This window comes from Streptococcus agalactiae ATCC 13813 (assembly GCF_000186445.1).
Classification (GTDB): Bacteria; Bacillota; Bacilli; order Lactobacillales; family Streptococcaceae; genus Streptococcus; species Streptococcus agalactiae.
The window spans coordinates 632,084-655,888 of sequence record NZ_GL636070.1 but is presented as its reverse complement, the minus strand read 5'-3'; the positions used below and the strand labels follow the sequence as shown (position 1 = coordinate 655,888).

At 35.3% G+C, this 23,805-nt stretch carries 26 protein-coding genes; 5 read left to right on the top strand and 21 right to left on the bottom strand.

Going from position 1 to position 23,805, the window contains the following annotated elements; all coding sequences use genetic code 11:
• Positions 1-258: 258 nt before the first annotated feature.
• Both brnQ and metG read right to left on the bottom strand, forming a co-directional pair.
• Positions 259-1,596 carry a branched-chain amino acid transport system II carrier protein gene (brnQ, locus tag HMPREF9171_RS109845; protein WP_000239241.1) on the bottom strand — a complete coding sequence of 446 codons (1,338 nt, stop codon included), beginning with the start codon at positions 1,594-1,596 and terminating at the stop codon, positions 259-261.
• Between the two features lie 194 nt (positions 1,597-1,790).
• Positions 1,791-3,806 carry a methionine--tRNA ligase gene (metG, locus tag HMPREF9171_RS109850; RefSeq protein WP_001872100.1) on the bottom strand — a complete coding sequence of 672 codons (2,016 nt, stop codon included), beginning with the start codon at positions 3,804-3,806 and terminating at the stop codon, positions 1,791-1,793.
• 123 nt (positions 3,807-3,929) lie between these two features.
• Between metG and tehB the strand changes: the two genes are divergently transcribed.
• Positions 3,930-4,805 (top strand): SAM-dependent methyltransferase TehB, encoded by an 876-nt coding sequence (gene tehB, locus HMPREF9171_RS109855; protein ID WP_000611121.1) that lies wholly within the window; start codon positions 3,930-3,932, stop codon positions 4,803-4,805.
• A 156-nt stretch (positions 4,806-4,961) separates the two neighbouring features.
• Here tehB and HMPREF9171_RS109860 read toward each other — a convergent pair whose 3' ends face one another.
• Positions 4,962-5,657: a YoaK family protein gene (locus HMPREF9171_RS109860; protein WP_000039367.1), complete on the bottom strand. Its 696-nt coding sequence runs from the start codon at positions 5,655-5,657 to the stop codon at positions 4,962-4,964.
• Positions 5,658-5,992: 335 nt separating this feature from the next.
• Here HMPREF9171_RS109860 and HMPREF9171_RS109865 point away from each other — a divergent pair, with 335 nt between their 5' ends.
• From HMPREF9171_RS109865 to HMPREF9171_RS109875, 3 genes are all read left to right on the top strand, one after another.
• Positions 5,993-7,210 carry a PTS sugar transporter subunit IIC gene (locus HMPREF9171_RS109865; RefSeq protein ID WP_000556340.1) on the top strand — a complete coding sequence of 406 codons (1,218 nt, stop codon included), beginning with the start codon at positions 5,993-5,995 and terminating at the stop codon, positions 7,208-7,210.
• Positions 7,194-8,036, top strand: a complete 843-nt coding sequence (locus tag HMPREF9171_RS109870; RefSeq protein ID WP_000735434.1) for an alpha/beta hydrolase — start codon at positions 7,194-7,196, stop codon at positions 8,034-8,036. Before HMPREF9171_RS109865 ends, HMPREF9171_RS109870 begins: the two co-directional genes overlap by 17 nt.
• Positions 8,037-8,112: 76 nt before the next feature.
• Positions 8,113-8,940 (top strand): exodeoxyribonuclease III, encoded by an 828-nt coding sequence (locus tag HMPREF9171_RS109875; protein ID WP_000767483.1) that lies wholly within the window; start codon positions 8,113-8,115, stop codon positions 8,938-8,940.
• A 39-nt stretch (positions 8,941-8,979) separates the two neighbouring features.
• Here the strand turns inward: HMPREF9171_RS109875 and HMPREF9171_RS109880 are convergent, their stop codons facing one another.
• From HMPREF9171_RS109880 to serC, 5 genes are all read right to left on the bottom strand, one after another.
• Positions 8,980-9,336 (bottom strand): arsenate reductase family protein, encoded by a 357-nt coding sequence (locus HMPREF9171_RS109880; protein ID WP_000287943.1) that lies wholly within the window; start codon positions 9,334-9,336, stop codon positions 8,980-8,982.
• 1 nt (position 9,337) lies between these two features.
• Positions 9,338-9,814 (bottom strand): methylated-DNA--[protein]-cysteine S-methyltransferase, encoded by a 477-nt coding sequence (locus HMPREF9171_RS109885; RefSeq protein WP_000966771.1) that lies wholly within the window; start codon positions 9,812-9,814, stop codon positions 9,338-9,340.
• A gap of 56 nt (positions 9,815-9,870) precedes the next feature.
• Complete coding sequence (locus HMPREF9171_RS109890) at positions 9,871-11,052, bottom strand: phosphoglycerate dehydrogenase (RefSeq protein WP_000232148.1); 1,182 nt, start codon at positions 11,050-11,052, stop codon at positions 9,871-9,873.
• 62 nt (positions 11,053-11,114) lie between these two features.
• Positions 11,115-11,663, bottom strand: a complete 549-nt coding sequence (locus HMPREF9171_RS109895) for an acetyltransferase (RefSeq protein ID WP_001167085.1) — start codon at positions 11,661-11,663, stop codon at positions 11,115-11,117.
• Positions 11,664-11,730: 67 nt separating this feature from the next.
• Positions 11,731-12,822, bottom strand: a complete 1,092-nt coding sequence (serC, locus tag HMPREF9171_RS109900) for a 3-phosphoserine/phosphohydroxythreonine transaminase (protein WP_000158396.1) — start codon at positions 12,820-12,822, stop codon at positions 11,731-11,733.
• A 132-nt stretch (positions 12,823-12,954) separates the two neighbouring features.
• On the opposite strand from serC, the gene HMPREF9171_RS109905 reads away from it, so the two are divergent.
• Positions 12,955-13,590 carry a copper homeostasis protein CutC gene (locus HMPREF9171_RS109905; RefSeq protein WP_000603276.1) on the top strand — a complete coding sequence of 212 codons (636 nt, stop codon included), beginning with the start codon at positions 12,955-12,957 and terminating at the stop codon, positions 13,588-13,590.
• 269 nt (positions 13,591-13,859) lie between these two features.
• Here HMPREF9171_RS109905 and rsmI read toward each other — a convergent pair whose 3' ends face one another.
• The 13 genes from rsmI to upp form a co-directional block, all read right to left on the bottom strand.
• Positions 13,860-14,729 (bottom strand): 16S rRNA (cytidine(1402)-2'-O)-methyltransferase, encoded by an 870-nt coding sequence (gene rsmI, locus HMPREF9171_RS109910; RefSeq protein WP_000425857.1) that lies wholly within the window; start codon positions 14,727-14,729, stop codon positions 13,860-13,862.
• A complete protein-coding gene (yabA, locus tag HMPREF9171_RS109915; protein WP_000358198.1) occupies positions 14,729-15,055 on the bottom strand; it encodes a DNA replication initiation control protein YabA in 327 nt (108 codons plus the stop codon). The genes rsmI and yabA overlap by 1 nt, the downstream gene beginning before the upstream one ends.
• A gap of 29 nt (positions 15,056-15,084) precedes the next feature.
• On the bottom strand, positions 15,085-15,948 hold the full coding sequence (locus tag HMPREF9171_RS109920; protein WP_000364547.1) for a DNA polymerase III subunit delta': 864 nt from the start codon (positions 15,946-15,948) through the stop codon (positions 15,085-15,087).
• A gap of 19 nt (positions 15,949-15,967) precedes the next feature.
• Entirely contained in the window at positions 15,968-16,603 is a 636-nt protein-coding gene (gene tmk / locus HMPREF9171_RS109925) for a dTMP kinase (RefSeq protein WP_000715592.1), read from the bottom strand.
• Positions 16,604-16,691: 88 nt separating this feature from the next.
• On the bottom strand, positions 16,692-17,351 hold the full coding sequence (locus HMPREF9171_RS109930; RefSeq protein WP_001144243.1) for a CBS domain-containing protein: 660 nt from the start codon (positions 17,349-17,351) through the stop codon (positions 16,692-16,694).
• Positions 17,352-17,369: 18 nt separating this feature from the next.
• Entirely contained in the window at positions 17,370-18,080 is a 711-nt protein-coding gene (locus tag HMPREF9171_RS109935) for an ABC transporter ATP-binding protein (protein ID WP_000178146.1), read from the bottom strand.
• The gene (locus HMPREF9171_RS109940) at positions 18,080-18,844 is read right to left on the bottom strand and encodes an ABC transporter ATP-binding protein (RefSeq protein WP_001185985.1); all 765 of its coding nucleotides are present in this window, start codon (positions 18,842-18,844) and stop codon (positions 18,080-18,082) included. The genes HMPREF9171_RS109935 and HMPREF9171_RS109940 overlap by 1 nt, the downstream gene beginning before the upstream one ends.
• Positions 18,845-19,798, bottom strand: coding sequence for a branched-chain amino acid ABC transporter permease (locus HMPREF9171_RS109945; RefSeq protein WP_000662328.1), 954 nt, complete (start codon positions 19,796-19,798; stop codon positions 18,845-18,847).
• A gap of 2 nt (positions 19,799-19,800) precedes the next feature.
• Positions 19,801-20,670 carry a branched-chain amino acid ABC transporter permease gene (locus tag HMPREF9171_RS109950; RefSeq protein ID WP_000941402.1) on the bottom strand — a complete coding sequence of 290 codons (870 nt, stop codon included), beginning with the start codon at positions 20,668-20,670 and terminating at the stop codon, positions 19,801-19,803.
• 105 nt (positions 20,671-20,775) lie between these two features.
• The gene (locus tag HMPREF9171_RS109955; RefSeq protein ID WP_000415524.1) at positions 20,776-21,942 is read right to left on the bottom strand and encodes an ABC transporter substrate-binding protein; all 1,167 of its coding nucleotides are present in this window, start codon (positions 21,940-21,942) and stop codon (positions 20,776-20,778) included.
• A 153-nt stretch (positions 21,943-22,095) separates the two neighbouring features.
• Positions 22,096-22,341 carry a DUF2129 domain-containing protein gene (locus HMPREF9171_RS109960; RefSeq protein WP_001041186.1) on the bottom strand — a complete coding sequence of 82 codons (246 nt, stop codon included), beginning with the start codon at positions 22,339-22,341 and terminating at the stop codon, positions 22,096-22,098.
• Positions 22,342-22,440: 99 nt separating this feature from the next.
• A complete protein-coding gene (locus tag HMPREF9171_RS109965; protein WP_000613483.1) occupies positions 22,441-23,031 on the bottom strand; it encodes an ATP-dependent Clp protease proteolytic subunit in 591 nt (196 codons plus the stop codon).
• Positions 23,032-23,155: 124 nt separating this feature from the next.
• Positions 23,156-23,785, bottom strand: a complete 630-nt coding sequence (gene upp / locus HMPREF9171_RS109970; protein WP_000514490.1) for a uracil phosphoribosyltransferase — start codon at positions 23,783-23,785, stop codon at positions 23,156-23,158.
• Positions 23,786-23,805: the final 20 nt, after the last annotated feature.

The following is a 23,805-nucleotide window of genomic DNA, read 5'->3' as shown; positions in this document are numbered from 1 at the left end:
AACTTTAGAGTTTATAGCCCCCTCATCCGCTATATACGCCTTCATATCACGTTTCTGTTCGTAGAGCCACGATTTCGCTATCCCTTCCTCTCCCCGCTATCTCACGATAGTCAGGCTTGGGAGTCGCTATTGGGTTCACCGGTAGCGGGTGCCCACAGAGGACTTGCACCTCAGATGTACGACATGCCCGTCGTACTATAAAAAAAGGCTAAAACTAAGTTTTAACCTTTTTGACATATCTATAAAATTGAAATAGTGCTATCCTTCAAATTTCTTTAAATCAAATGCTTGGCCTTTTTGTTTATCTGACAGCACCAAAGAAAATACTAGACCAATCAACATTGGAACTAGCCATCCCATTGAAATAGTATGAAAGGGGAGGAATCCAACTAACTGAGTTAATGTTTTTTCTTGCCATTGTCCCGCTAGAACCTCAACAAACGACACTAAAGTGACAAGACCAATTGTCAAAGACATTCCCTTTTTTGAAAGCGGCAACCACTTATTAATCAAAATAATTAAGACAATAACAATAACAATCGGATACAATAAAGTTAGCACAGGAACTGAAAAAGTAATTACAGCATTTAAACCAAGATTAGCAATTAAAAAACCAATCAAAGTAAAAACAGTAGCAAATAATTTATAATTCCCAAAACGAAAGTTCTTATCAAAAAATTCAGATACTGACACAATAAGCCCAACTGTTGTTGTAAAGCATGTCAATGTTACCATAATACTCAAGAAATAACGACCAAAATTTCCAAATAATTTATAAGATGCTTGTGATAATACATAAGCTCCTTTATTAACATTTGGATCAGCTAAAATATCAGCTGGGACAGGAAACTTATTCCCTAAAAAACCTAAGCCAATATATAAAATACTAAATGCTAAACTAGTAACAATTCCAACAATCCAAATGGTTGATAAATATTCTTTTTTAGTTTTAAAACCAAACTTTTTAAGCGTTTCTGTTGCTACTAGACAAAAAGCAACTGCTGCAAGTGCATCAAGTGTATTATAGCCTGCTAAGACACCACTTCCAAACGCTTTTCCTGCATAGTCAGCACTCGCCTTAGCACTCTCCAAGTTTCCATAAGCAATAGCTCCAACAACAACCAAAGAGAGAATTAAAAAGGCAAAAACAGGCGTTAAGATTTTTCCAACACTATCTAATATACCATTTGGTCTAATAGCGAGATAATAAGCTGCAGCAAAAAAACAGGCTGTAAAACACAAAAGAGCAATCGGACTATGCCCTATAATTGGAGCAACCCCAATTTCAAAAGAAACCATTGCTGTTCTAGGAATAGCAAAAAGTGGACCAATAGTTAGGTAGAGTATAACTAAAAATGTTAAAGAAAACCACGGACTAAATTTTTCCGACATCTCTGTCTTATAACCACCATTAGTTAGTGTGCCTAGTAGGAGGGTAATAATAGCTAATCCAACTCCTGACAAACAAAATCCTAAAATTGCTGGCCAGAAATCTTGTCCAGATGCTACACCTAATGCTGGTGGAAAAATGAGGTTCCCTGCACCAAAGAAGATACCAAATAAGAGTAATCCCGTTAAAAAGCCTTTTTTTACCATAAGCAACCATTAGTGTAAATGATCTATTTACACCCTTTCCATAAATTCTCCTTATCAAATTCTATCTAAATGCTTAGAATCGATGTCTTTTATTATATCAAAAATAAAAATAAATTCTAGGTCATTTTCATAATTTTCCAACTATTCAGTCATTTTTTCTTGAAAACAAAAAAAGAGCATAATGCTCTTTTTGATTAACCAATAATTGATCCATTTGTCACTGCTGAATCGACCGTCAACACTGTCAATTTACCATCATGTTCTGCTGAGAGAATCATGCCTTGACTGACATATTTTTTCATCATTTTACGTGGTTTGAGGTTAGCAACAATTTGGAGTTTTTTCCCTACTAACTCTTGTTCATTTGGGTAAAATTTTGCAATCCCTGATAAGATTTGACGATGACCCTCGTCACCAGCATCTAGACGGAAACGAAGAAGTTTATCAGAACCTTCCACTTTCTCAACTTCAATTACTTCTGCAACGCGGATTTCAACAGCGTCAAAATCCTCAAACTTGATTTGACCTTTGCTTGATGTCAATTCAACTTCTTCAGGAACCCACTCCTTTTCCACTGGTGCTTTTCCAGCATTCATTTGTTCTTTGATATAAGTAATTTCGTCTTCCATATCCAACCTTGGGAAAATTGGTGAACCTTTTGCAACAACTCGAACACCTTCTGGTAGACCAGCAAAAGTCAATTTTTCAAGATCGAATGTTGTCCCTAAACCAAGTTGTTCCATAATGGCATCGGAAGTTTCCATCATGAACGGTTGAATGAGGTGAGCAACAACACGTAGACTAGCAACTAAATGACTCATTACAGCTGCTAACTTATCACGATCTGTTTCGTCTTTTGCAAGTACCCACGGTGCTGTTTCATCAATATATTTGTTAGTTCGTGAAATAAGATTCCATACAGCTTCAAGGGCACGTGGGAAATCCACCGCTTCCATTTGTTTATGATAGTTTTCAATACTATCTGTCGCAACAGAAGCTAAATCGGCATCAAAATCAGTTGCAACAGCAAACCTTGGTACTTCTCCATCGAAATACTTGTTAACCATAGCAATAGTGCGGTTGAGAAGGTTTCCTAAATCATTAGCAAGTTCATAGTTAATACGTCCAACATAATCTTCTGGCGTAAAAGTTCCGTCTGAACCAACAGGCAATGAACGCATGAGATAATAACGAAGTGGATCAAGACCAAAACGCTCTACTAACATTTCTGGATAAACGACATTCCCTTTTGATTTAGACATTTTACCATCTTGCATCACAAACCAACCATGAGCAACTAGACGTTTTGGTAATGGCAAATCCAGCGCCATCAACATGATAGGCCAATAAATAGAGTGGAAACGAAGAATATCTTTACCAATCATATGAATGTCTGCTGGCCAAAATTTATGATATTGACTGAGATCGTCAGACCAACCATAACCAAGAGCAGAAATATAGTTCATCAAAGCATCAATCCAGACATAAATAACATGTTTTGGATTTGATGGTACCTGAACTCCCCATGTGTAAGTTGTACGAGACACTGCTAAATCTTCTAAACCTGGTTCTATAAAGTTTTTTAGCATTTCATTCATACGACCATCTGGCTGAATAAATTCTGGATGCTCAGCGTAGTACGCTTTTAAACGATCTGCATATTTGCTCATGCGGAAGAAATAAGATTCTTCAGAAACTTTTTCAACTTCATGGCCAGATGGCGCAACACCACCGATCATATTACCGTTTTCGTCACGATAAACTTCTGCTAATTGGCTTTCAGTAAAAAATTCTTCATCTGAAACAGAATACCATCCAGTATACTCACCAAGATAGATGTCCCCTTGTGCCAACAATTGTTCAAAAATTTTAGCAACCGCTTCTTCATGGTAAGTATCTGTTGTACGGATGAATTTGTCATAGGAAATATCTAGAAGTTCCCATAATGTTTTGACACTTTCAGCCATGCCATCAACATATTCCTGTGGTGTAATGCCTGCTTCTTCAGCTTTTTGTTGAATTTTCTGACCATGCTCATCAAGACCAGTCAAATACTGAACATCAAAGCCCATCATGCGTTTGTAACGTGCCAAAACATCACATGCTATCGTTGTATAGGCAGAACCGATGTGCAATTTACCTGATGGGTAATAAATTGGGGTAGTAATGTAAAATGATTTTTTTCTGTCATGATTTCTCCTATAAGCCACCCTAATGAGAGGTGTTTTTTATCATGATACATTATAACATAAAATCTTTTTCAACTGGATATATCTCTGAATAATATATCTACTTTTGCTATAATAAAGGTATTAAACATAGAGGGTTAATATATGATTAATACAAAAACACTTCTTCCCTACAAAACTATGCCGGTTTGGACTGCACAGTCTATTCCAAAGGCATTTTTAGAAAAGCATAATACTAAGGAAGGCACCTGGGCAAAACTAACCATTCTAAGTGGTTCTTTAGTATTTTACCAGTTATCTCCTGATGGAGAGGAAATCTCGCGGCATATTTTTGATGCTAGTAGTGATATTCCTTTTGTTGATCCACAAGTCTGGCATAAAGTTTCACCAAATAGTCCAGACTTAAGTTGCTATCTAACTTTTTACTGCCAAAAAGAAGATTACTTCCATAAAAAATATGGTCTCACGCGCACACATTCTGAGGTTATCGCCAGTGCACCTCTCTTATCTGAGAAGAGTAATATATTAGACCTTGGGTGTGGTCAAGGGCGAAACTCACTTTATTTATCGCTGCTGGGACATCAAGTGACTTCTGTCGATTCAAACGGACAGAGCATTGTAGCTTTAGAAAATATGGCATTAGAAGAAGGGCTTCCTTACAATATAAAATGGTATGATATTAATACTGCTACTATTGAAGGGCACTATGATTTTATTTTATCAACTGTGGTATTTATGTTTTTAAATCCCGACTGCATTTCTGATATTATTTTACAAATGCAATCACATACTCAGATTGGAGGATACAATCTTATCGTTTCTGCTATGGATACCGCTGAAAATCCTTGCCCGCTTCCATTCCCTTTTACCTTCAAAGAAGGACAATTGAAATCTTATTACAATGACTGGGAAATCATCAAATATAATGAAAATTTAGGTGAATTGCACAGGGTGGATGAAAACGGTAATCGCTTAAAATTACAGTTTGCGACTTTATTAGCTCGAAAATTAAGATCATAAAAGTGAGTAGAAATCTACTCACTTTTATCTTTGGTTAGGTAATAAATATATTCTAAACCCATACATGATTATCCTATAAATATATAGAAATGATATTTCAAAGCATTATTGTAACAATCAGCTTTAGTATAGCCCTTCAACATAAAACGCCATACATTAAGAGTGCCTTTCTACTTGTAGGTTATAAAATTCATGGCCTAACAGCAAGTTGACATATAAAAGAGGAATTAATATTAATGATAAGCTCCATTCGCCCAGTTTACTTGAAAAATAAGTCGAGCAAACAACACCAAAGATAAATCCTCCAATAATAATAATCGTATTTCTAGCAATTAAGAAAATATCAGAATTTTTTTCGTAAAGTCCCTTTGTTAATAAATAAGCAGCATTCTTGATATTACCAGTCATCATCATATTAGCATAAGGTGCTCCTCTGAGTGATTTAAAGGTATCTACTTGTATTGAAGCAAAGAAGGCTAGTCCTGCCACAGTAAATGACGATGGTAAGAAAGGAGTCAATATAATTGTTACTATAGCAACCTGTGTCAACGCAAAACTAGATAATAGGTACCAGTGCAGTTTATGTTTATTCGCCCAACGATTCATGAAATAAGTAAACGATTGACCTAACATGAAAACCATTATAGGTAGCAAAAAAGCAAGCGCTTGACTATAATGCTTATTACTAAGATGAATAGCAAAAGATAACAAATTCCCTGTTTGTACACCTGCAAAACGTTTTCCTTGTGTTACATAAGTAAAAGCATTGATATAACCTGAAATAAAACAGAGTGCAACCGCACACCTGAGCCCTTCATATATTTGATATTGACGGTGAGACTTTTTGGACATATTTTCCTCTAACTTTATGGCAAACAAAAATAAGACTGGGCAATCTTGCTCAGCACTTTTTTTCTAATAGATTGGTTTAAAATAGTATTAATATTAGCACTAGCTAGCCTAACAGTTCTAAATAAATTATTAAGCAATGCTAAATGTAGTTTTAGTATATCATAGCCTCAGCATTGAAGCAATCTCACTTTATGAAAGGATAAAGAAAATCTCATGAGTCATTTACCCTTAATTTGAAGTTTAATTAGTTACTTTTAATTTTACTACCAAAAAACTTGCACCATTCTTAACATTTGTTACAATAAATACAACCTATTAGGAGGTCAGTACAGATTATGCACAGCACTATTTATAAATGTCATCATTGCCGTTATCTAATTTATAAAAGTTTTAAAGATATCTTTCCTTTTGCTCTCATTTTTTCTTGGATTGAAATCCTTCAAAAACTCGTTATATCAGATGATTCTTTTTTAGCTCAAACAACAAAGTCCAGTATTTATAAAAACGAGTGGTTATATACGGTTTCCAATACTCTTTATGATTTATCTCATTTACTAATCTACTTTATGGCTAGTTATTTTGTGGCTAGTTTAGTATGGAGAGGCTTATCTAACCAAACTAAAGAAAGTTTTTCTGCAAGTTTACTTGGCTTTGCCACTGTTTGGTTGCTTCTAACTTCAGTTGTTCCAGGTACAGATTATCACTATCCTAGCCAACCCATTTGGCTTATGCTGGCTTTGATTTCGTATCTTTTTATCTTTTTAACTCGACTGCTTCAAAATCGACATCATATTTTCCAGTATAGTATGTTAGCTATACTACTATTAATCTCTTCTATTTTGTCACATATCTTATATCGTTATCCTAATATTGATTTAGAGTACCTTATACAAAATCACTTTTCTCAATGGCTGGGTGATGGGCCACATCAATTAATTCCTATTATGCTTTGGTCTATCTTAGCTATTTTTCTAACCTTATCAGGTCTTTTTGTACCAGATATTTTATTTCGTCCTTACTCCTATTTTTCAGTAGTTAGCGAAAATTTAAATGCTGCCTTGAGCCAACATACAGATAAAATCCCTTATCTGTATACCTTTTATACTGTTAAAAATAGCTTTGCTATGTTTGGCGGTATTGGAATCCTATTATCCTTATTTTTAGCAGTTTTATATGAAAGTAGAAAACTACAATCGAAGAATTACTATAAATTGACATTACTGACCTTAACTCCTCTTATTTTTGATCAAAATTTACCATTTTTAGTAGGTCTACCTGTCATTTTACAACCAATATTATTCATTCCGATGGTATTAACAACTATCTTTGCAGAGGCTTTTGGAGCTCTTATGCTCTACCTAAAATTTGTCGACCCTGCAGTTTATACTGTCCCAAGTGGTACACCTAGTCTACTATTTGGATTTCTTGCTTCAAATGGGGATTGGCGTTACCTTCCAGTCACTGCAATTATTCTAGTTGTTGGCTTCTTTATTTATCGTCCGTTTGTCAAAATCGCTTTCGCTAAGGAGGAGCAATATGAAAAAATTACTTAGATGGATTCCTCCTGTACTTGTCATTATTATCCTTATAGGAATGACTATCTTAGGTAAGTCCTATATCAATAAAGTAACAGCTCACAAAATAAAACTCTATAACTCTCGAATGACTCCTACTATTTTAATTCCAGGATCCAGTGCTACTCAAGAACGATTTAACAGCATGTTAGCACAGCTCAACCAAATGGGAGAAAAACATAGCGTTTTAAAGTTAACTGTCAAAAAAGACAATAGCATTATCTATAATGGACAAATTAGCGGCAATGACCACAAACCTTACATTGTCATTGGATTTGAAAATAATGAAGATGGTTATAGTAACATCAAAAAACAAACAAAATGGCTACAGATTGCTATGAATGATCTTCAGAAGAAATATAAATTTAAACGTTTTAACGCTATCGGTCATTCAAATGGTGGCTTATCATGGACTATTTTCCTAGAAGATTATTACGACTCTGATGAATTTGATATGAAATCATTGTTAACAATGGGAACACCTTTTAACTTTGAAGAAAGTAACACCTCAAATCATACTCAAATGCTTAAAGATTTAATCAGTAATAAAGGAAATATTCCATCAAGTCTCATGGTATACAATTTGGCAGGAACTAATTCATATGATGGTGATAAAATTGTTCCATTTGCTAGTGTGGAGACTGGTAAATATATTTTCCAAGAAACCGCTAAACACTATACCCAACTAACAGTAACTGGTAATAATGCTACACATTCTGACTTGCCTGATAATCCTGAAGTTATCCAATATGTCGCAGAAAAAATTCTTAAAAATGAGAAAGGTAAATTACCAAAACCTCACTAAAGCTGTAAAATAGCAACGCCCCTGGTATTTTGATATAATATATTGCGAATTAAACTAAATAAAAAAGGATATTATTATGAAACTCATTTCATGGAATATTGATTCCCTCAATGCGGCATTAACAAGTGAATCAACACGTGCTTTAATGTCACGCCAAGTTATTGATACTTTAGTTGCTGAAGATGCCGACATCATTGCGATTCAAGAAACTAAACTGTCTGCCAAAGGACCTACTAAAAAACATTTGGAAGTACTTGAAACTTACTTCCCAGAATATGATTTGGTTTGGCGATCATCAGTCGAACCTGCTCGTAAGGGCTATGCTGGTACAATGTTCTTATATCGTAAAGGGTTAAATCCTATTGTTAGCTTCCCTGAAATCGATGCTCCTACTACAATGGATAATGAAGGTCGCATTATTACTCTCGAATTGGAAAACTGCTATATCACACAGGTCTATACTCCAAATGCAGGTGATGCCCTAAAGCGCTTAGGTGACCGTCAAATATGGGATATTAAGTATGCTGAGTATTTAGCAACATTGGATAGTCAAAAACCTGTTCTAGCAACAGGTGACTATAACGTAGCCCACAAGGAAATAGACCTAGCTAATCCTAGCAGTAATCGTCGTTCTGCTGGATTCACAGATGAAGAGCGCCAAGGCTTTACAAATCTACTAGCCAAAGGTTTTACAGATACTTTTCGTTACCTTCATGGCGATGTTCCAAATGTTTATAGCTGGTGGGCACAACGAAGTCGTACATCCAAAATCAACAATACAGGGTGGAGAATTGATTATTGGCTAACAAGTAACCGTGTCGCAGATAAAATTACCAAGTCAGAAATGATTCATTCTGGTGATCGTCAAGATCATACACCAATTATTTTGGAGATTGAACTATAAACCAAAAAAAGATGATTGAGTTATAACTCAATCATCTTTTTATACTAAGTTGAGGTCTTTATACTTAGTACGGTAGCCAATCTGAAGAATTTTATTATCTTTAACTAGCAATGGACGCTTAATAAGCATCCCATCCGATGCCAATAAGTCCAAAGCTTGGTCAAGAGTTAAATCATCAAATTTATCTTTTAAGCCTAATTCTCTGTAAGAATTTCCTGAAGTATTGAAAAACTTTTTAAGATCATAAGGCGAATTCTCTAACAATTCTTTTAATAACGAAGCTTTGGGAGGATTGCTTTTTATATCAATCGCTTCAAAAGTTAAGCCGAGTTCAGTTAACTCTTTTTTTGCTGAACGACAAGTGGTACATTTGGGGTATTCATAAAACGTATACATATTATTTCTCCTTTTCGTATTCTAATAACCAAGATTTTCTTTCTAAGCCACCAGCATAACCAGTTAATTGACCATATCTTCCTAAAATACGGTGACAAGGTATGATTAGAGAAATAGGATTTTTACCTATTGCTCCTCCAACAGCCTGTGCAGATTGACAATTTAGCTCTTTCGCTAATTCTCCATAAGTTTTTGTATCTCCAAAAGGGATTTTCTGTAATTCCTGCCATACTCTCGTCTGAAATGCTGTCCCTCTCAATGATAATGGAATACTAGGTAAATTTTGCTGTGAAAAATAAGCATCTAACCACTTCTTACCAAGTAAAGTATAGGAATTTGACATATTAACAATTTCCTCTTGGTTGACTGCTAGCATATCATATTTTTGCCCAACAAAATAAAGCCCTGATAAACCTAGATTGTCTGCTAGAAGGCGAATTTCTCCAAGAGGGGACTGATAGAATTCTTGATATAACATATGATAAGCATAACTTAAAAAGCCATGAAAAGCAATTCATGACTTTTTTTAGTTCTTTATTGTTGTTTTGCAATTAAACGTACACGGACGATATTCTCATCACCTTCAAATTCTTCAATTAAAGTAGAAATCTTGTTATTATCCGTTTCATCTAAATCTATTAGTGTGTAGGCGTAGTCACCCTTTGAACGGTTAATAATGTTGTCAATATTTATACCTAACTCTGATACAGCAGTTGAAATTTTAGCCACAATGTTAGGAACATTCTTGTTAATTAAAGTAATACGAAATGGTGCGGTTTGGATTTGATGTACATTGGGGAAATTAACTGAATTAGTGATTTCTCCTGTCTCCATAAAACAACGAATGGTTTGACTTGCCATAATAGCACAATTTAGCTCTGCCTCATCTGTTGATCCGCCTACATGAGGAAAGACTGTAATTCCTTTTTGGTTTAATAATTCTTTGTCTCCAAAATCAGTAATATAGCGCTTGACAACACCAGTTTCTATCGCTTCAAATAGCTCTTGGTTATTGACTAATTCTGCACGAGCAAAGTTGATAATCGTAGTTCCTTTTTTCATGATTGAAAAAGCTTCCGCATCAAAAGTATGCTTAGTTTCATTTGTTAAGGGAACATGAATTGTGATATAGTCACAAGTTTCAAAAATATCCTTAATCTCTTTAACCCTTTGAACATGGCTTGAAATATTCCAAGCTGTTTCAATTGAAACATAGGGATCATAACCAAGAACTGTCATTCCTAAGCGTCTAGCATCATTCGCAATTCTAGCTCCAATGGCACCAAGGCCGATAACTCCCAATTTTTTTCCTGCAATTTCATTACCAGCAAAAGCTTTCTTTCCTGCTTCAATTTGTTTGGGAATATCTGTTCCAGTTAGAGTATTAACCCATCGGTTAGCTCCTAAATAATCGCAAGCTGAAAGTAATAAGGCAGCAATGACTGCTTCTTTTACAGCATTAGCATTTGCACCTGGGGTATTAAACACGACTATTCCCTGTGCACTTGCCTCTTCAATAGGAATATTATTTGTTCCTGCACCCGCCCTAGCAATAGCTTTGAGGTTACTTGGGAAATCCTGATTATGCAAATTTTGACTACGAATAATATAGGCATCAGGATTTTCTGACATATCCCCATCAATCTGGAAACGATTCCCTAACTCTTGTAAACCAATTTGATTAATATTATTAAATGTTTTGACACTAAAAACCATTCTTTTTCACTAAGGTTATCTCTTTAGTCATCATTGACTAAAATAACCCCTTTCTTTTTTTCTTACATGGGATTTCTTTCATCAATCTCACGATAGATGCTCGTTTCTCCCTTTTCTTTTATCTTCTGATAAGCCAATCGTACCCCATCTAGAGGTACTTTACCACAATATTGATAGCCTAATTTATTTAGAATATGCTGCATAGTGACATTTTTTTCATGAGTATCGCAACGAAAATCAGGTCCTTTATGACCTTCAATTAACCCTTGAAGGAATGTCTGTGCTAGTCCTCTACCACGAAATTGATTTGAGATCGCAATACGATGAAATGTAAGATAGCGATGGTTATCATGGAGCCATTTTCCCTCATAAATAGCATCATAAACCTCTTCATGACCATCAATGACAGCCGCATAAGTCGCTAGCATCCCATCTTCAATACCAACCCAAGCATAACCGTTCAAGATATCATCAATAATATCGTTACGATTAGGGTATCCATCTTCTTTTTGCCATTGATCACTTCCTGTTTTAGCAATTTCGGCACGCGCTTCCTCAATAAGAAGCATAATTTGGTCAATTTCATTTGGAAAAGCTAATCTGATTTGCATTATATTACCCACTTTTATATATTATAGACTATAATAACGGTTTAATTTTCTTTCGTGATAACATTTACTATGTATTTTCTGCTTCAAATGTTTTCATAAAATCAATTAATTCGATGACACCTTGTTTAGGAAAGGCATTATAAAGGCTAGCTCTCATACCACCTACCGAACGATGTCCTTTAATATTTTTAAATCCACGTTCTGTCGCTTCCTTTACAAATTTTTCATCTAAATCTTTATTAATAGTTATGAAAGGAATGTTACATAGAGAACGACTCTTTTTATCTCTGACAGGATTACTATAAAATTCTGAGGAATCAATATAATCATAGAGAAGTCCTGATTTTTCACGGTTAGCTTTCTCCATAGCATCAACACCACCTAGACTTTTCACCCATTCAAAGACTAATTTAGCAATGTAAATACTGTAAGCAGGCGGCGTATTATAAAGAGAACCAGCATCTGACTGAATCTTATAATCCAACATTGATGATAAAGTTGGTTCCTCATTAATCATATCTTCACGGATAATAACTACCGTTACACCAGCAGGTCCAATATTTTTTTGAGCTCCTGCATAAATCATTGCAAAATCTTCTACTTTATATTTTACAGCTAAGATATTAGAAGACATATCCGCAATAACAGGTACTCCATTAGTTTTAGGAATATCATAAAGCGATGTTCCTTCAATGGTATTATTTGTTGTCACATGAACATAGGCAGCTTCAGGATCAATCTCTTTTTCATCAAACTCTGGAATATAATCATAAACTGATTCTTCTGATGAGGCTAATAGAATTGGTTCAAAAGGAATTGTTTTTGATAGTTTTACAGCCTCTGTATAAGCTTTTTTCCCCCACGAACCAGCAACATGATAGTAAGCTTTACGCCCTCTGGCAATATTCAAGGGAATCATACTAAACTGTAAGGATGCACCACCTTGTAAAAAGATTACTTTATAATTATCCGGAATTCCCATCAAATCTCTTAAGTAACGCTCAGCACCTTTGATAATATCATCAAACTCTTTGGAGCGGTGCGATACCTCCAAAACACTCATACTGGACCCTTGATAATTAAGGAGTTCAGATTGGGCTTTTACAAGCACTGGTTTTGGTAAGACTGCAGGACCTGCAGAAAAATTATAAATTGTCATATAACACCTCCATATAATTGTGTAAGATTATAGCACAGTATTTTGAATATTGTAAAGATTTTTTTGATTAATTTTGCTTTTTATTCGTGATATAATGGTAAAGGCGAACAATCAAGTTTAAAGGAGTAATTTATGATTTTGAGGGAATTTTGTGCAGAGAATTTAACAGACTTAACCAGATTAGATAAAGCTATTATTTCACGTGTCGAGCTTTGTGATAACCTTGCTGTCGGAGGCACTACTCCTAGCTACGGTGTTATCAAAGAAGCTAATCAATATTTACATGAAAAAGGTATTAGTGTCGCTGTTATGATTCGTCCCCGTGGAGGAAATTTTGTATACAATGATTTAGAATTACGTATTATGGAAGAGGACATCCTACGTGCTGTTGAGTTAGAATCAGATGCTCTTGTTTTGGGAATATTAACTTCAAATAATCATATTGATACTGAAGCCATTGAACAACTTCTACCTGCTACCCAAGGTTTGCCACTTGTTTTTCATATGGCATTTGATGTTATCCCGAAATCTGACCAAAAAAAAGCAATAGATCAGTTAGTTACTTTAGGCTTTACAAGAATCCTCCTACATGGTTCATCTAATGGCGAACCAATTATAGAAAATATCAAACATATCAAAGCATTAGTTGAATATGCTAATAATCGTATTGAAATTATGGTTGGCGGCGGTGTGACTGCTGAAAACTATCAATATATTTGCCAAGAAACTGGGGTTAAACAAGCCCATGGTACTAGAATAACTCAATAAAAAATTCGAAACAGGGCTATAAGTTTCTTTAGTATATTTACTACTAAGTTCTTTCATGTTTTGTAAAACCTGAAAGAACCGGAATAAGAGCATACCATCTTTTATAACCTGCTCTCAGAAATAAAATCCAATTTGCAATGGTATTCAAAAGAGCTGAAATTAAAAATCTTAAGGAAATTGGAAGCACCTTACTTCTTTATTCCAATAGCTAAATCGGAGATTATAAAAGGTTGCCAAATTTTTCTTTGGCAACCTTTTTATATTATTACTTATAAATCATGGAAACTAGCATAGAGTTCTTGTCTATTGAGATTAAGTTCTTTTGCTACTTTTTTTATCGCTTGATTAGTTTTATCGCCATTAGCGATATATTCTTTTACTAATACTAGTGGATCTTGTTGGCTACTGTCTTTCACTCGCTCAGTATCTCTCTTACCATCAACAATAATTAAGCATTCACCTTTGAGAGGGACTTTTTCAATATGCCCTAAAAGTTGACTAATAGTTCCTCTTTGATACTCTTCATAGAGTTTCGTCAATTCGCGTACTAAAACAACTTGGCGATCTCCGTAAATCTCTTTCATGTGTTTTAGCGTATCAGAGACTCGAAACGGTGACTCATAAAAGATTTGTGTTTCAGGGTAATCTTGCTTTGTTTCAAAAAAAGTTATTTGTTGACCTTTCTTACGCGGTAAGAAGCCATAAAAAATATGAGGTTGTGGAGCTAAACCTGAAGCGATGAGAGCAGTAATACCAGCGCTAGCTCCTGGTATAGATACAACTGGGATATCCCCTTCAATAGCAGCCTTGACAAGGTCATGTCCTGGGTCAGAAATAGAGGGCATTCCTGCATCAGATACTTGGGCTAAAGATCTCCCTTCTTTTAACAAATCAATTAACCCAGAGATTTTATCATAAGCATTGTGTTCGTGAAAACTAATTTGTTTAGTAGTAATATCAAAGTGCTTGAGTAAAAGTCCCGTATTTCGTGTATCCTCTGCACAAATAAAATCAACTTCTCTTAAAATCCTAATGGCACGAAAAGTCATATCATCTAGATTACCAATTGGAGTTGGGACTAGATAGAGTGTTCCGTAATGTATATTTGATTTAAAACTTTTTTGAACTTGCATTTCCATCAATCTCTATATAATAATTCAATACAAAAAGCACATTCTTCGTCATTTTCACGACGTTGACCATAGAAAGTATTACAAATGTGAAAGCCATCATTGTAAATGCCTTCGAGTAGTTCTCTTCCTTGTTTAGAATTTTTAACTGCAGTTTCTGTTTCTGCTTCAATAACGCTCAGACGCTCACGAAGTTTACCATTTTCAATGCGTAGAACAGTATTCTCCTCCAATAATTTTTGGATTTGTTTTTTCATAGTCTCAATTTCAGACAACCCAACTAATAAATTTTGTGAAAAATCATCAAAGGCATCAAACAAGTCTTTTTTATCCATTCACTCTTCCTCTCTGCGCGTATTATTTTCTAAGAAAGCACCATATACTCTAAACTATTTTGAAAACTAACATTGCTCTTCCACATTTGCTGAGCTCTATAAGTATTTTCTAAATCATAAAGTTGGCCTTCTTTAGCCAGCATTATTGTCAGCCATTGAAAAACAAATGCCTGATCATTTTTATCTACAACTTGCGATGTCAAGCGAGATACTTCTAAATAAGCAGTTTGCCTATCTTTTGCCAAAGTCGTCACAAACTGTTGACTTAAATTCAAGTAATCTAATAACTTTTTGTTAGTCAACAATATTTCTAAATGTTTAGGATCGTCTGCTACTTGAGCTAATAAGCTAGCTTGTGATTTTAGCAATCCTGCTTGTTCAGCTTGATGAACCAACATGTCCAATTGTTTTGGAAAACGAAAAATTTGCGTTCTACTCTTAATTGTTGGCAAAACATTGTTTTCATCATTAGTCAATAAGATGACATAAGATGAACTTTGAGGTTCTTCAATAAATTTCAAAAGACTGTTGGCTGCATTGACATGCATTTTTTCGCAATCTTTGATGATAAAGACCTGTGATTTCCCTTCGAAACCTGATCTTGAAAAATCTTTAGTCAGCTCTTTTATAGTCTCTGTCTTAATAAGTTGCCCCTGTGGTTCTATGATTTTAACATCTGAAAATTCCCCATTAGCGATTAAACGACAGGCTCTACACTCTTGACATGGTAAACCACTCTGGCGCTTTTCACAGAACTGACTTTGTGCTAAATAAAGTGCCATATCTAGACTTGCAAAATTTCCCGAAAAAAGATAGGCATGACTCATCCTATCTGACTGTAAAATAGTATTAAACTTTTCCAGCAATTTGGGTTGTATTCGCTTTAAATCCATGACCTTTGTACTTCCTGATTCATTGGTTGATACGATCTAAAATAATAGAGAATGTCTCAGCTATTACTTCATCTAGCTGTTGGGAGGCATCAATCGTCACAATGCGGTTTGGCTCCGAATCCGCCAATTCAAGGTAACCTTGACGGACGCGTTGATGCATATCTAATTGCTCGAGATCTAGACGATTTACCTCCCTTTGAACACTTTTTTGAATACGCTCTAAACCTACTTCAGAAGGAACATCAAAATATAAAGTTAAATCAGGTTTATGACTATCAGTCGCATAGTCATTAAGCCATTTTATATGTGACTTATCTAATCCTCTTCCTGATCCCTGATAGGCAACAGAACTATCAATAAAACGATCCATTAGGACTATTTTTCCTTCTTCTAGAGCTGGGAGTACCTTTTCCACTAGATGTTGGCGTCGAGCAGCCATGTAAAGCAATAGCTCTGTTTTTTTATCCATTTGTGTGTGTTTAACATCTAAAATAATATGACGAATTTCCTCTGAAATAGTTACGCCACCAGGCTCTCTGGTGGTGAGAATATCTTGTGATAATTTTTCTCTGAGCAAGGGTAAAACAGCTTCTAAAACGGTTGTTTTACCCGCACCATCTGGGCCCTCAAAAGAAATCATTAGTCCTTTTTTCATGGTACATCCTTTATTTATAATTACTACTATTCTATCAAAATTTATCAAAAAAAGACACCCACAACTTGATTGTGCATGTCTGATATTTTTAAGAAAGTGATTTTTTCATGGTCTTTTCTAAAGTTTCCACAATAACATCATCAAATACTAGTTCTTGTTTTAAAACATCCTTGTCAGCGTATCCTTCTAGTTGTATCTCGACCGCTTTCTTACCTGCTTTTCGTTCAATAATGACTAAACGTTTAACACTTAAATTTGCACTAGAAAGACGATTTAGGACTTTTGATAGTACCCCTATCCCCTCATCAGCTAATATAACCAAGCGATAACCTTCTTGACCATACCCCGCAATTTCAAGGAAGGCTTTAAAAACATCCCTATCCGTGATAATCCCATAAAGTTGTCCATTATCAACTACTGGTAAAACACCGATCTTTCGAGACATCATCAAATAAATAGCGTCCTCAAGGCTAGCATACTGTGAAACAGTCACAATATCTTTAATCATAATATCTCGAATTTTTGTCTTATTAAGAAGATAGTTCATCTCATATATAGAAAGACTGGTTGCTTTAGAAGGTTGTGCTTCTGCCATTGTCCCTTCTGTCACTAACCCCACTAGCTGATCATTTTCAACAACTGGCAAACGCCTTAAGTGGTGTTCTCTCAATAAATCAGCAGCTTCTGCAACTGTAGTGTCTGGAGAGACATAAACTAATTTTTTTGTCATAAAATCTTTCACTGGCATACCTGACTCCTCTAAATATTATCCACCTAAGTAAGCTTTACGAACTTGATCTGAAACTAGTAATTCCTTACCTGTCCCTGATAAAACAACCTTCCCAGTCTCTAGAACATATGCTTTATCAGCAATCGTCAGAGCTTTATTTGCATTTTGTTCAACTAAAAGAACTGTAGTCCCTTGTTTTTTGATGTCTTCAATGATATTAAAAATTTCTTGAATAAAAATTGGAGCTAGGCCCATTGACGGTTCATCTAAAAGTAATAATTTAGGACGACTCATCAATGCACGCCCCATAGCGAGCATTTGCTGCTCACCACCTGATAAGGTTGCTGCATCTTGGTTTTTACGTTCTTCTAAGCGAGGAAAACGATCAAACACTTTTTTTAACATTTTTTGATTTTGTTCACGATCCTTTTGAAGAAAGGCTCCCATTTCTAAATTTTCCATAACAGACAAACTTGAGAAAACATGGCGCCCTTCTGGAACCTGAGCTAAACCATTGCCAACAATTTTTCTAGCTGCTAACTTATGTATAGGTTTCCCCATAAAAGAAATAGAACCCTGACTTGGTCTTACTAAACCAGAAATTGTCCTCAAAATTGATGTCTTTCCTGCACCATTGGCTCCAATTAAGGTTACAACCTCACCTTGGTTAACTTCAAACGAGACATCATTCACCGCTTGAATAACACCATAATGAATAGATAGATTTTCTACTTTCAACATGGTCATTATAACTCACCCCCCAAGTATGCTTCTATAACACGTTTATTATTTTTAATTTCTTCAGGTGTCCCGTGAGCAATCAGACGACCATATTCCAATACATAAATTCTCTCTGTTACTTGCATAACCAAGTTCATATCATGTTCAATCAGCATAATAGTAATATCAAAATCACTCTTTATTTGACTAATTAACTGCGTCAATTCTGCAGTTTCTTGAGGATTCATTCCTGCCGCGGGCTCATCCAAAAACAATATTTTTGGTTCTGTTGCTAAAGCACGAACAATTTCTAAACGCCGTTGTTTTCCATAAGGGAGGTTCTTGGCAAGAGCATCTTGATATGCTTTCAAACCAAAAATCTCTAATAGCTCTAGTGCCTTTTTCCTTAAGGCTTTTTCACTATGATAGTATTTGGGTAATCGTAAAAAACTAGCAATAGGATGTGATAAGTGATGATTACTGAGTCCTACTAGTACATTGTCTAAAACAGTCATATTTTTAAAAAGTCGGATATTTTGAAAAGTTCTACCTAAACCTAAAGAAGCTATTTTAGCTGGTTTCCTCCCATTTAATATCTTACCATCAAGTGATATTGTCCCTTTACTAGGAAGGTATACTCCTGTTAAGAGATTAAAAAGCGTTGTCTTACCCGCACCGTTGGGGCCGATTAAGCCAATTAATTCACCTTTATGTAATTTCATCGAAACATCACCTACAGCAGTTAAGCCACCGAAATGTTTACTTAAATTTTTTACTTCAAGAAGTGCCATCTAATTGCCTCCCTTACTCGTCTTACGAAATAGATGAGATAGAGTTAACTCTTTCGTTCCTAATAAACCGCTAGGTCTAAAAATCATAATTAAAATCAGGGCTAAAGCATAGATAATCATTCGAACAGAAGCGTAGTCTTGTAGTAACATATTCAATAATCCTAATAAAATTGCTGCTAAAACTGTCCCTGTCATTGAACCTAAACCACCTAAAACAACAATAATTAAAACATTGACAGACATCATAAATGAAAAGTCTTTTGGCATAACAGTTCCAACGTAGCCAGCCTGTAAACTACCAGCGATAGAAGCTAAAATAGCTCCAAAAACAAAAACAATTACTTTCACTTTTGTTGTATCCACACCCATAGACTCTGCTGCAATTTCATCTTCTCGTATAGCAATTGTATTACGCCCTAAGGGACTCCGCAAAAAATTCATTGCAAGGATAAGACTCACAACTGCCACCCCATAAACTAAAGACCAGGTTGTAAAAGGCGGAATCCCCATGATACCCGCAGCACCATTCGTAATATCACCTCCATTAACCAACAAAATACGGATAATCTCAGCAACACCTAAAGTAGCTATAGCTAAATAATCACCTTTTAGTCTCAAAGTAGGAATTCCTACACCTAAGGCAATACCTCCTGCAACAAGAGTTCCAACAAGTATAGCTATCAAAAAACCTACATAAGTTGGCATTTTAACGCCGATAATAGCAACTGCATAAGCGCCAATAGCCATGAAACCTGCATGTCCTAGTGAAAACTGTCCCGAACAACCTACAATTAGGTTCAAACCAACTGCTAAAATAACATTAATCCCAATTGTTTCAATAATTTGAATATGATAGAGGTTAAATATACCCATAGATATTAGCACGCTAATCAAGAGATAACCTAACACTACTATAGCTAACCAAGATAAAATTGATTTCATATTTTCTTTCATGCCTAGACCTTCTCCTTAATATTTTTTCCAAGAATTCCTGCTGGACGAATCAAGAAAATGAGAATTAAAATAGCATAAACGATACCATCTCGAAAATCTGACACACCAAGTGCAGTCGCTAAAGTTTCTAAAATGCCAATAACAAAACCACCGATAGTCGCTCCCGGAATGATACCAATACCACCTAAGACAGCTGCAACAAATGCTTTCAACCCTGGAGTTACCCCCATAAGAGGTTGAACAGAATTATAATAAAGCCCAATCAGTACTCCGCCTGCTCCAGCTAAAGCAGACCCCAGTGCAAATGTAAAACTAATGGTACGGTTAACATTAATTCCCATCAATTGTGCGGCATCGCTATCCACTGATAAAGCTCTCATAGCTTTCCCCATTTTAGTTTTTTGAACGATGAACTGTAAAGTAAGCATTAGTAATAGCGCAATACCTAAAATGATGAGCTGAACATTGGTTATAGTTATCGGTCCTAAATTATATTTAACAGTATGAATGGCTTGCGGAAATGCCCTAGTATCCGCTCCAACAAGGTATACCATCCCGTACTCCAAAAGAAAAGAAACACCAATAGCTGTAATTAACGCGGCAATTCTAGTTGATTTTCTCAGTGGACGATAAGCTAAATATTCAATTACAACACCTAGGAAAGCAGACCCCAGCATTGCAATTAATAAAGCTAGGAAAAAATTAAGATGAAGATGATTAATCAAATAATAGCCCATAAAAGCGCCCATCATATAGATGTCCCCATGAGCAAAATTAATCAGCTTAATAATGCCATATACCATAGTATATCCTAAGGCAAGTAAAGCATATATGGATCCTAAGATAAGTCCATTAACGAGCTGTTGAAGCATATTATAACCATACTTTCTATTATATATTATTGTCGAATTATTCTGAAAAATCACTTTTAAAAAAAGGGGAGCTGAAAATTAAACTCCCATTTTTCTAGAGAATACTTATTTTGCTGAAATAATGTTAACGCTACTTGTTTTTCCATCCTCTAATTTGACAACGTAAGCTGATTTAACAACATTGTGATTTTTATCAATAGACATTTTCCCTGTCACACCTTTAAAATCTTTCAGCTTAGCTAAAGCTTTTTTAATATCAATTGAAGTTTTAGCTCCTTTAGCAGATTTAGCTGCCATATACACGGCATCGTATGATAAAGCCGAGAACATGGATGGTTCTTCACCATATGCCTTAACGTAATGATCATGGAAAGCTTTAGCTTTGGTTGATCCTTGTGTAGTGAAACCTGTCAAATAATAAACGTTTGAAGCTCCCACAGGTGTTGCCGATTGCACAAATTTCGGACTATCAAAACCATCAGGCCCAAGAACCGGTTTAGAGATACCTAAATCACGCGCTTGCTTAACTATTAATCCTGTCTCGGTATAGTAACCTGGCATCACAATAGCATCATATTCTTTCCCTTTCAACTTAGTCAATGACGCTTGGAAATCAGTATCACCAGCGGAGAATGTCATACTATCAACAATTTTTCCACTATAACTTTCCTTAAATGATTTTGCTACCCCCTTTGAGTAATCTGATGAATTATCATAAAATAGAACAACTTTTTTAGCTTTAAGGTTGTCTGTAGCATACTGAGACAATAGCTTTCCTTGATAATTATCGACAAAAGTAGCTCGGAAGAAATACTGATTTAAGGTTTTTCCATCAGAACCATAGACTAAATTGTCTTGTGTCGCAGCAGGTGCAATCATTGGAACTGCTGCTGCATTTACTTTTGGAGTTGAAGATGCAGCTGCACCCGATGTTGCTGGTCCGATAATGACATTAGCTCCTTTGGTAACCAAGTTTGTGGCAACCGTTGCTGCCTCTGCATTTTCTGATTTATTATCCTGTGATAGGACTTTTAACTTCTTGCCGCCAACTCCTCCAGTAGTATTAATCTCTTTTACTGCTAAGTCAGCTCCATTCTTCATTGAATTTCCATACGAAGAAACGTTTCCTGATAATTCCCAGTTATACCCTACTTTAATATCTTTCCCTATTTTTGTTCCTGTCGAAGATGCTCCTCCTCCGACATTTCCACATGCTGCTAAAAGAACTGTACTAGCTAAAACAAGAACTCCTAAACTAAGTCTCTTTTCCATATTTTTCTCCTTTTTTGAAAATGGTAACTAAAATAATACAGAATTATCAGAATATTGTCAATAGTTTTTAAATTGTTTTTTGAAAATTATAGAAACTAAATAAAAAAGAAGGACATCTGAATTCCTTCTTTCTAATAACTACTAGTAAATATCTTAACGATATAAGTTTCCAACAAAATCCTGATCAATATCATCAATTGCCGATAACCGAACATCCTTAACAAATTTTAAATGTTTTATCTCTTTACTAACGCTAACAATATCCTCTTTATTAACATAAATGACTAGATATCTTAATCTACGAGAATGATAATGAACATCTCCGTATTTATATAATTTACGAGCGTCACGATTATAGTAAAGATAAACGCTCATTCCTAAACGCTCTTGTTTATTCAATAATTTTTTCCTTTCTGCGTCATATCTGTAATTACTAAGATTATAACATAATTCCAACAAATAAAAAAAGAGTTGGTAAACTCAACTCTTTTAAATCTATTATTGTAAATTATTATTTTCCATAATAGCATCAATAAAGCCATAATCAAGTGTTTCTTGAGCACTCATCCAACGATCACGCTCTGCATCATCATGGACTTTTTCAATAGATTGACCAGAATTATCAGCTAAGATTTTTTCTAAAGTATGACGCGTTTTTAAAAGATGCTCAGCAGCGATAGCCATATCAGATTGCTGTGTGCCTCCGCCCGTTCCACCCATTGGTTGGTGGATCATATATTCTGCATTCGGTAACATAAAACGTTTTCCTTTAGCACCACTTGAAGCAATAATGGTTCCCATTGAAGCAGCCATCCCCATAACAATCGTCTGTACGTCCGATTTAATGAAGTTCATGGTATCCACAATAGCAAGTCCAGCCGACACTGAACCACCTGGTGTATTGACATAAAGGTAAATGTCCTTTGTATTATCTTGTGCATCGAGAAACAATAACTGTGCAATGATACTATTAGCCATATTATCCTCAACTTGGCCTGTCAACATAATAATACGATCTTTTAAAAGACGTGAGTAAATATCATAAGAGCGTTCACCACGACTTGTTTGTTCAATAACTACTGGAATCATATCTTTCTCCATTTCTTTTTATCACTGTCACTATTATAATCATTTGGTCAACAAAGGTCAAATAATAACCTTTTTAAGAAAAGGCTTTCTGAGTTCTTCAGAAAAGCCTTCTTCATCTCAAATCTTATTTTGTACCAAATAAGCGATCCCCAGCATCTCCGAGTCCAGGAACAATGTAGCCATGTTCGTTGAGTTTTTCATCCAAAGCAGCGGTATAAATATCTACATCTGGATGTGCTTCTTGAAGTGCTGCCACTCCTTCTGGAGCTGCTACTAAACAAACAAATTTGATACTAGCTGCGCCACGTTTTTTTAGAGAATCTACTGCTAAAATAGCAGACCCACCTGTAGCAAGCATTGGATCAACTACAAAAATCTGACGTTGATCAATATCTTCAGGTAACTTAACTAAATATTCGACTGGTTGGAAAGTCTCTTCATCACGATACATACCGATATGACCAACTTTAGCAGCTGGCACAAGGCTTAAGAAACCATCAACCATACCAATACCTGCACGTAAAATTGGAACAATTGCTAACTTTTTCCCAGCTAATTGTTTTTGTACAGTTGTCGCTACTGGTGTTTGGATTTCAACATCTTCTAAAGGCAAATCACGAGACACTTCATAGCCCATTAACATCGCAATCTCATCAACTAACTCACGAAAATCTTTAGTAGATGTTGTAGTGCGACGTAAGATTGACAGTTTATGTTGAATAAGTGGATGTGAAATGACTTGAAATTTTCCCATTATAATGACCGCTTTCTATT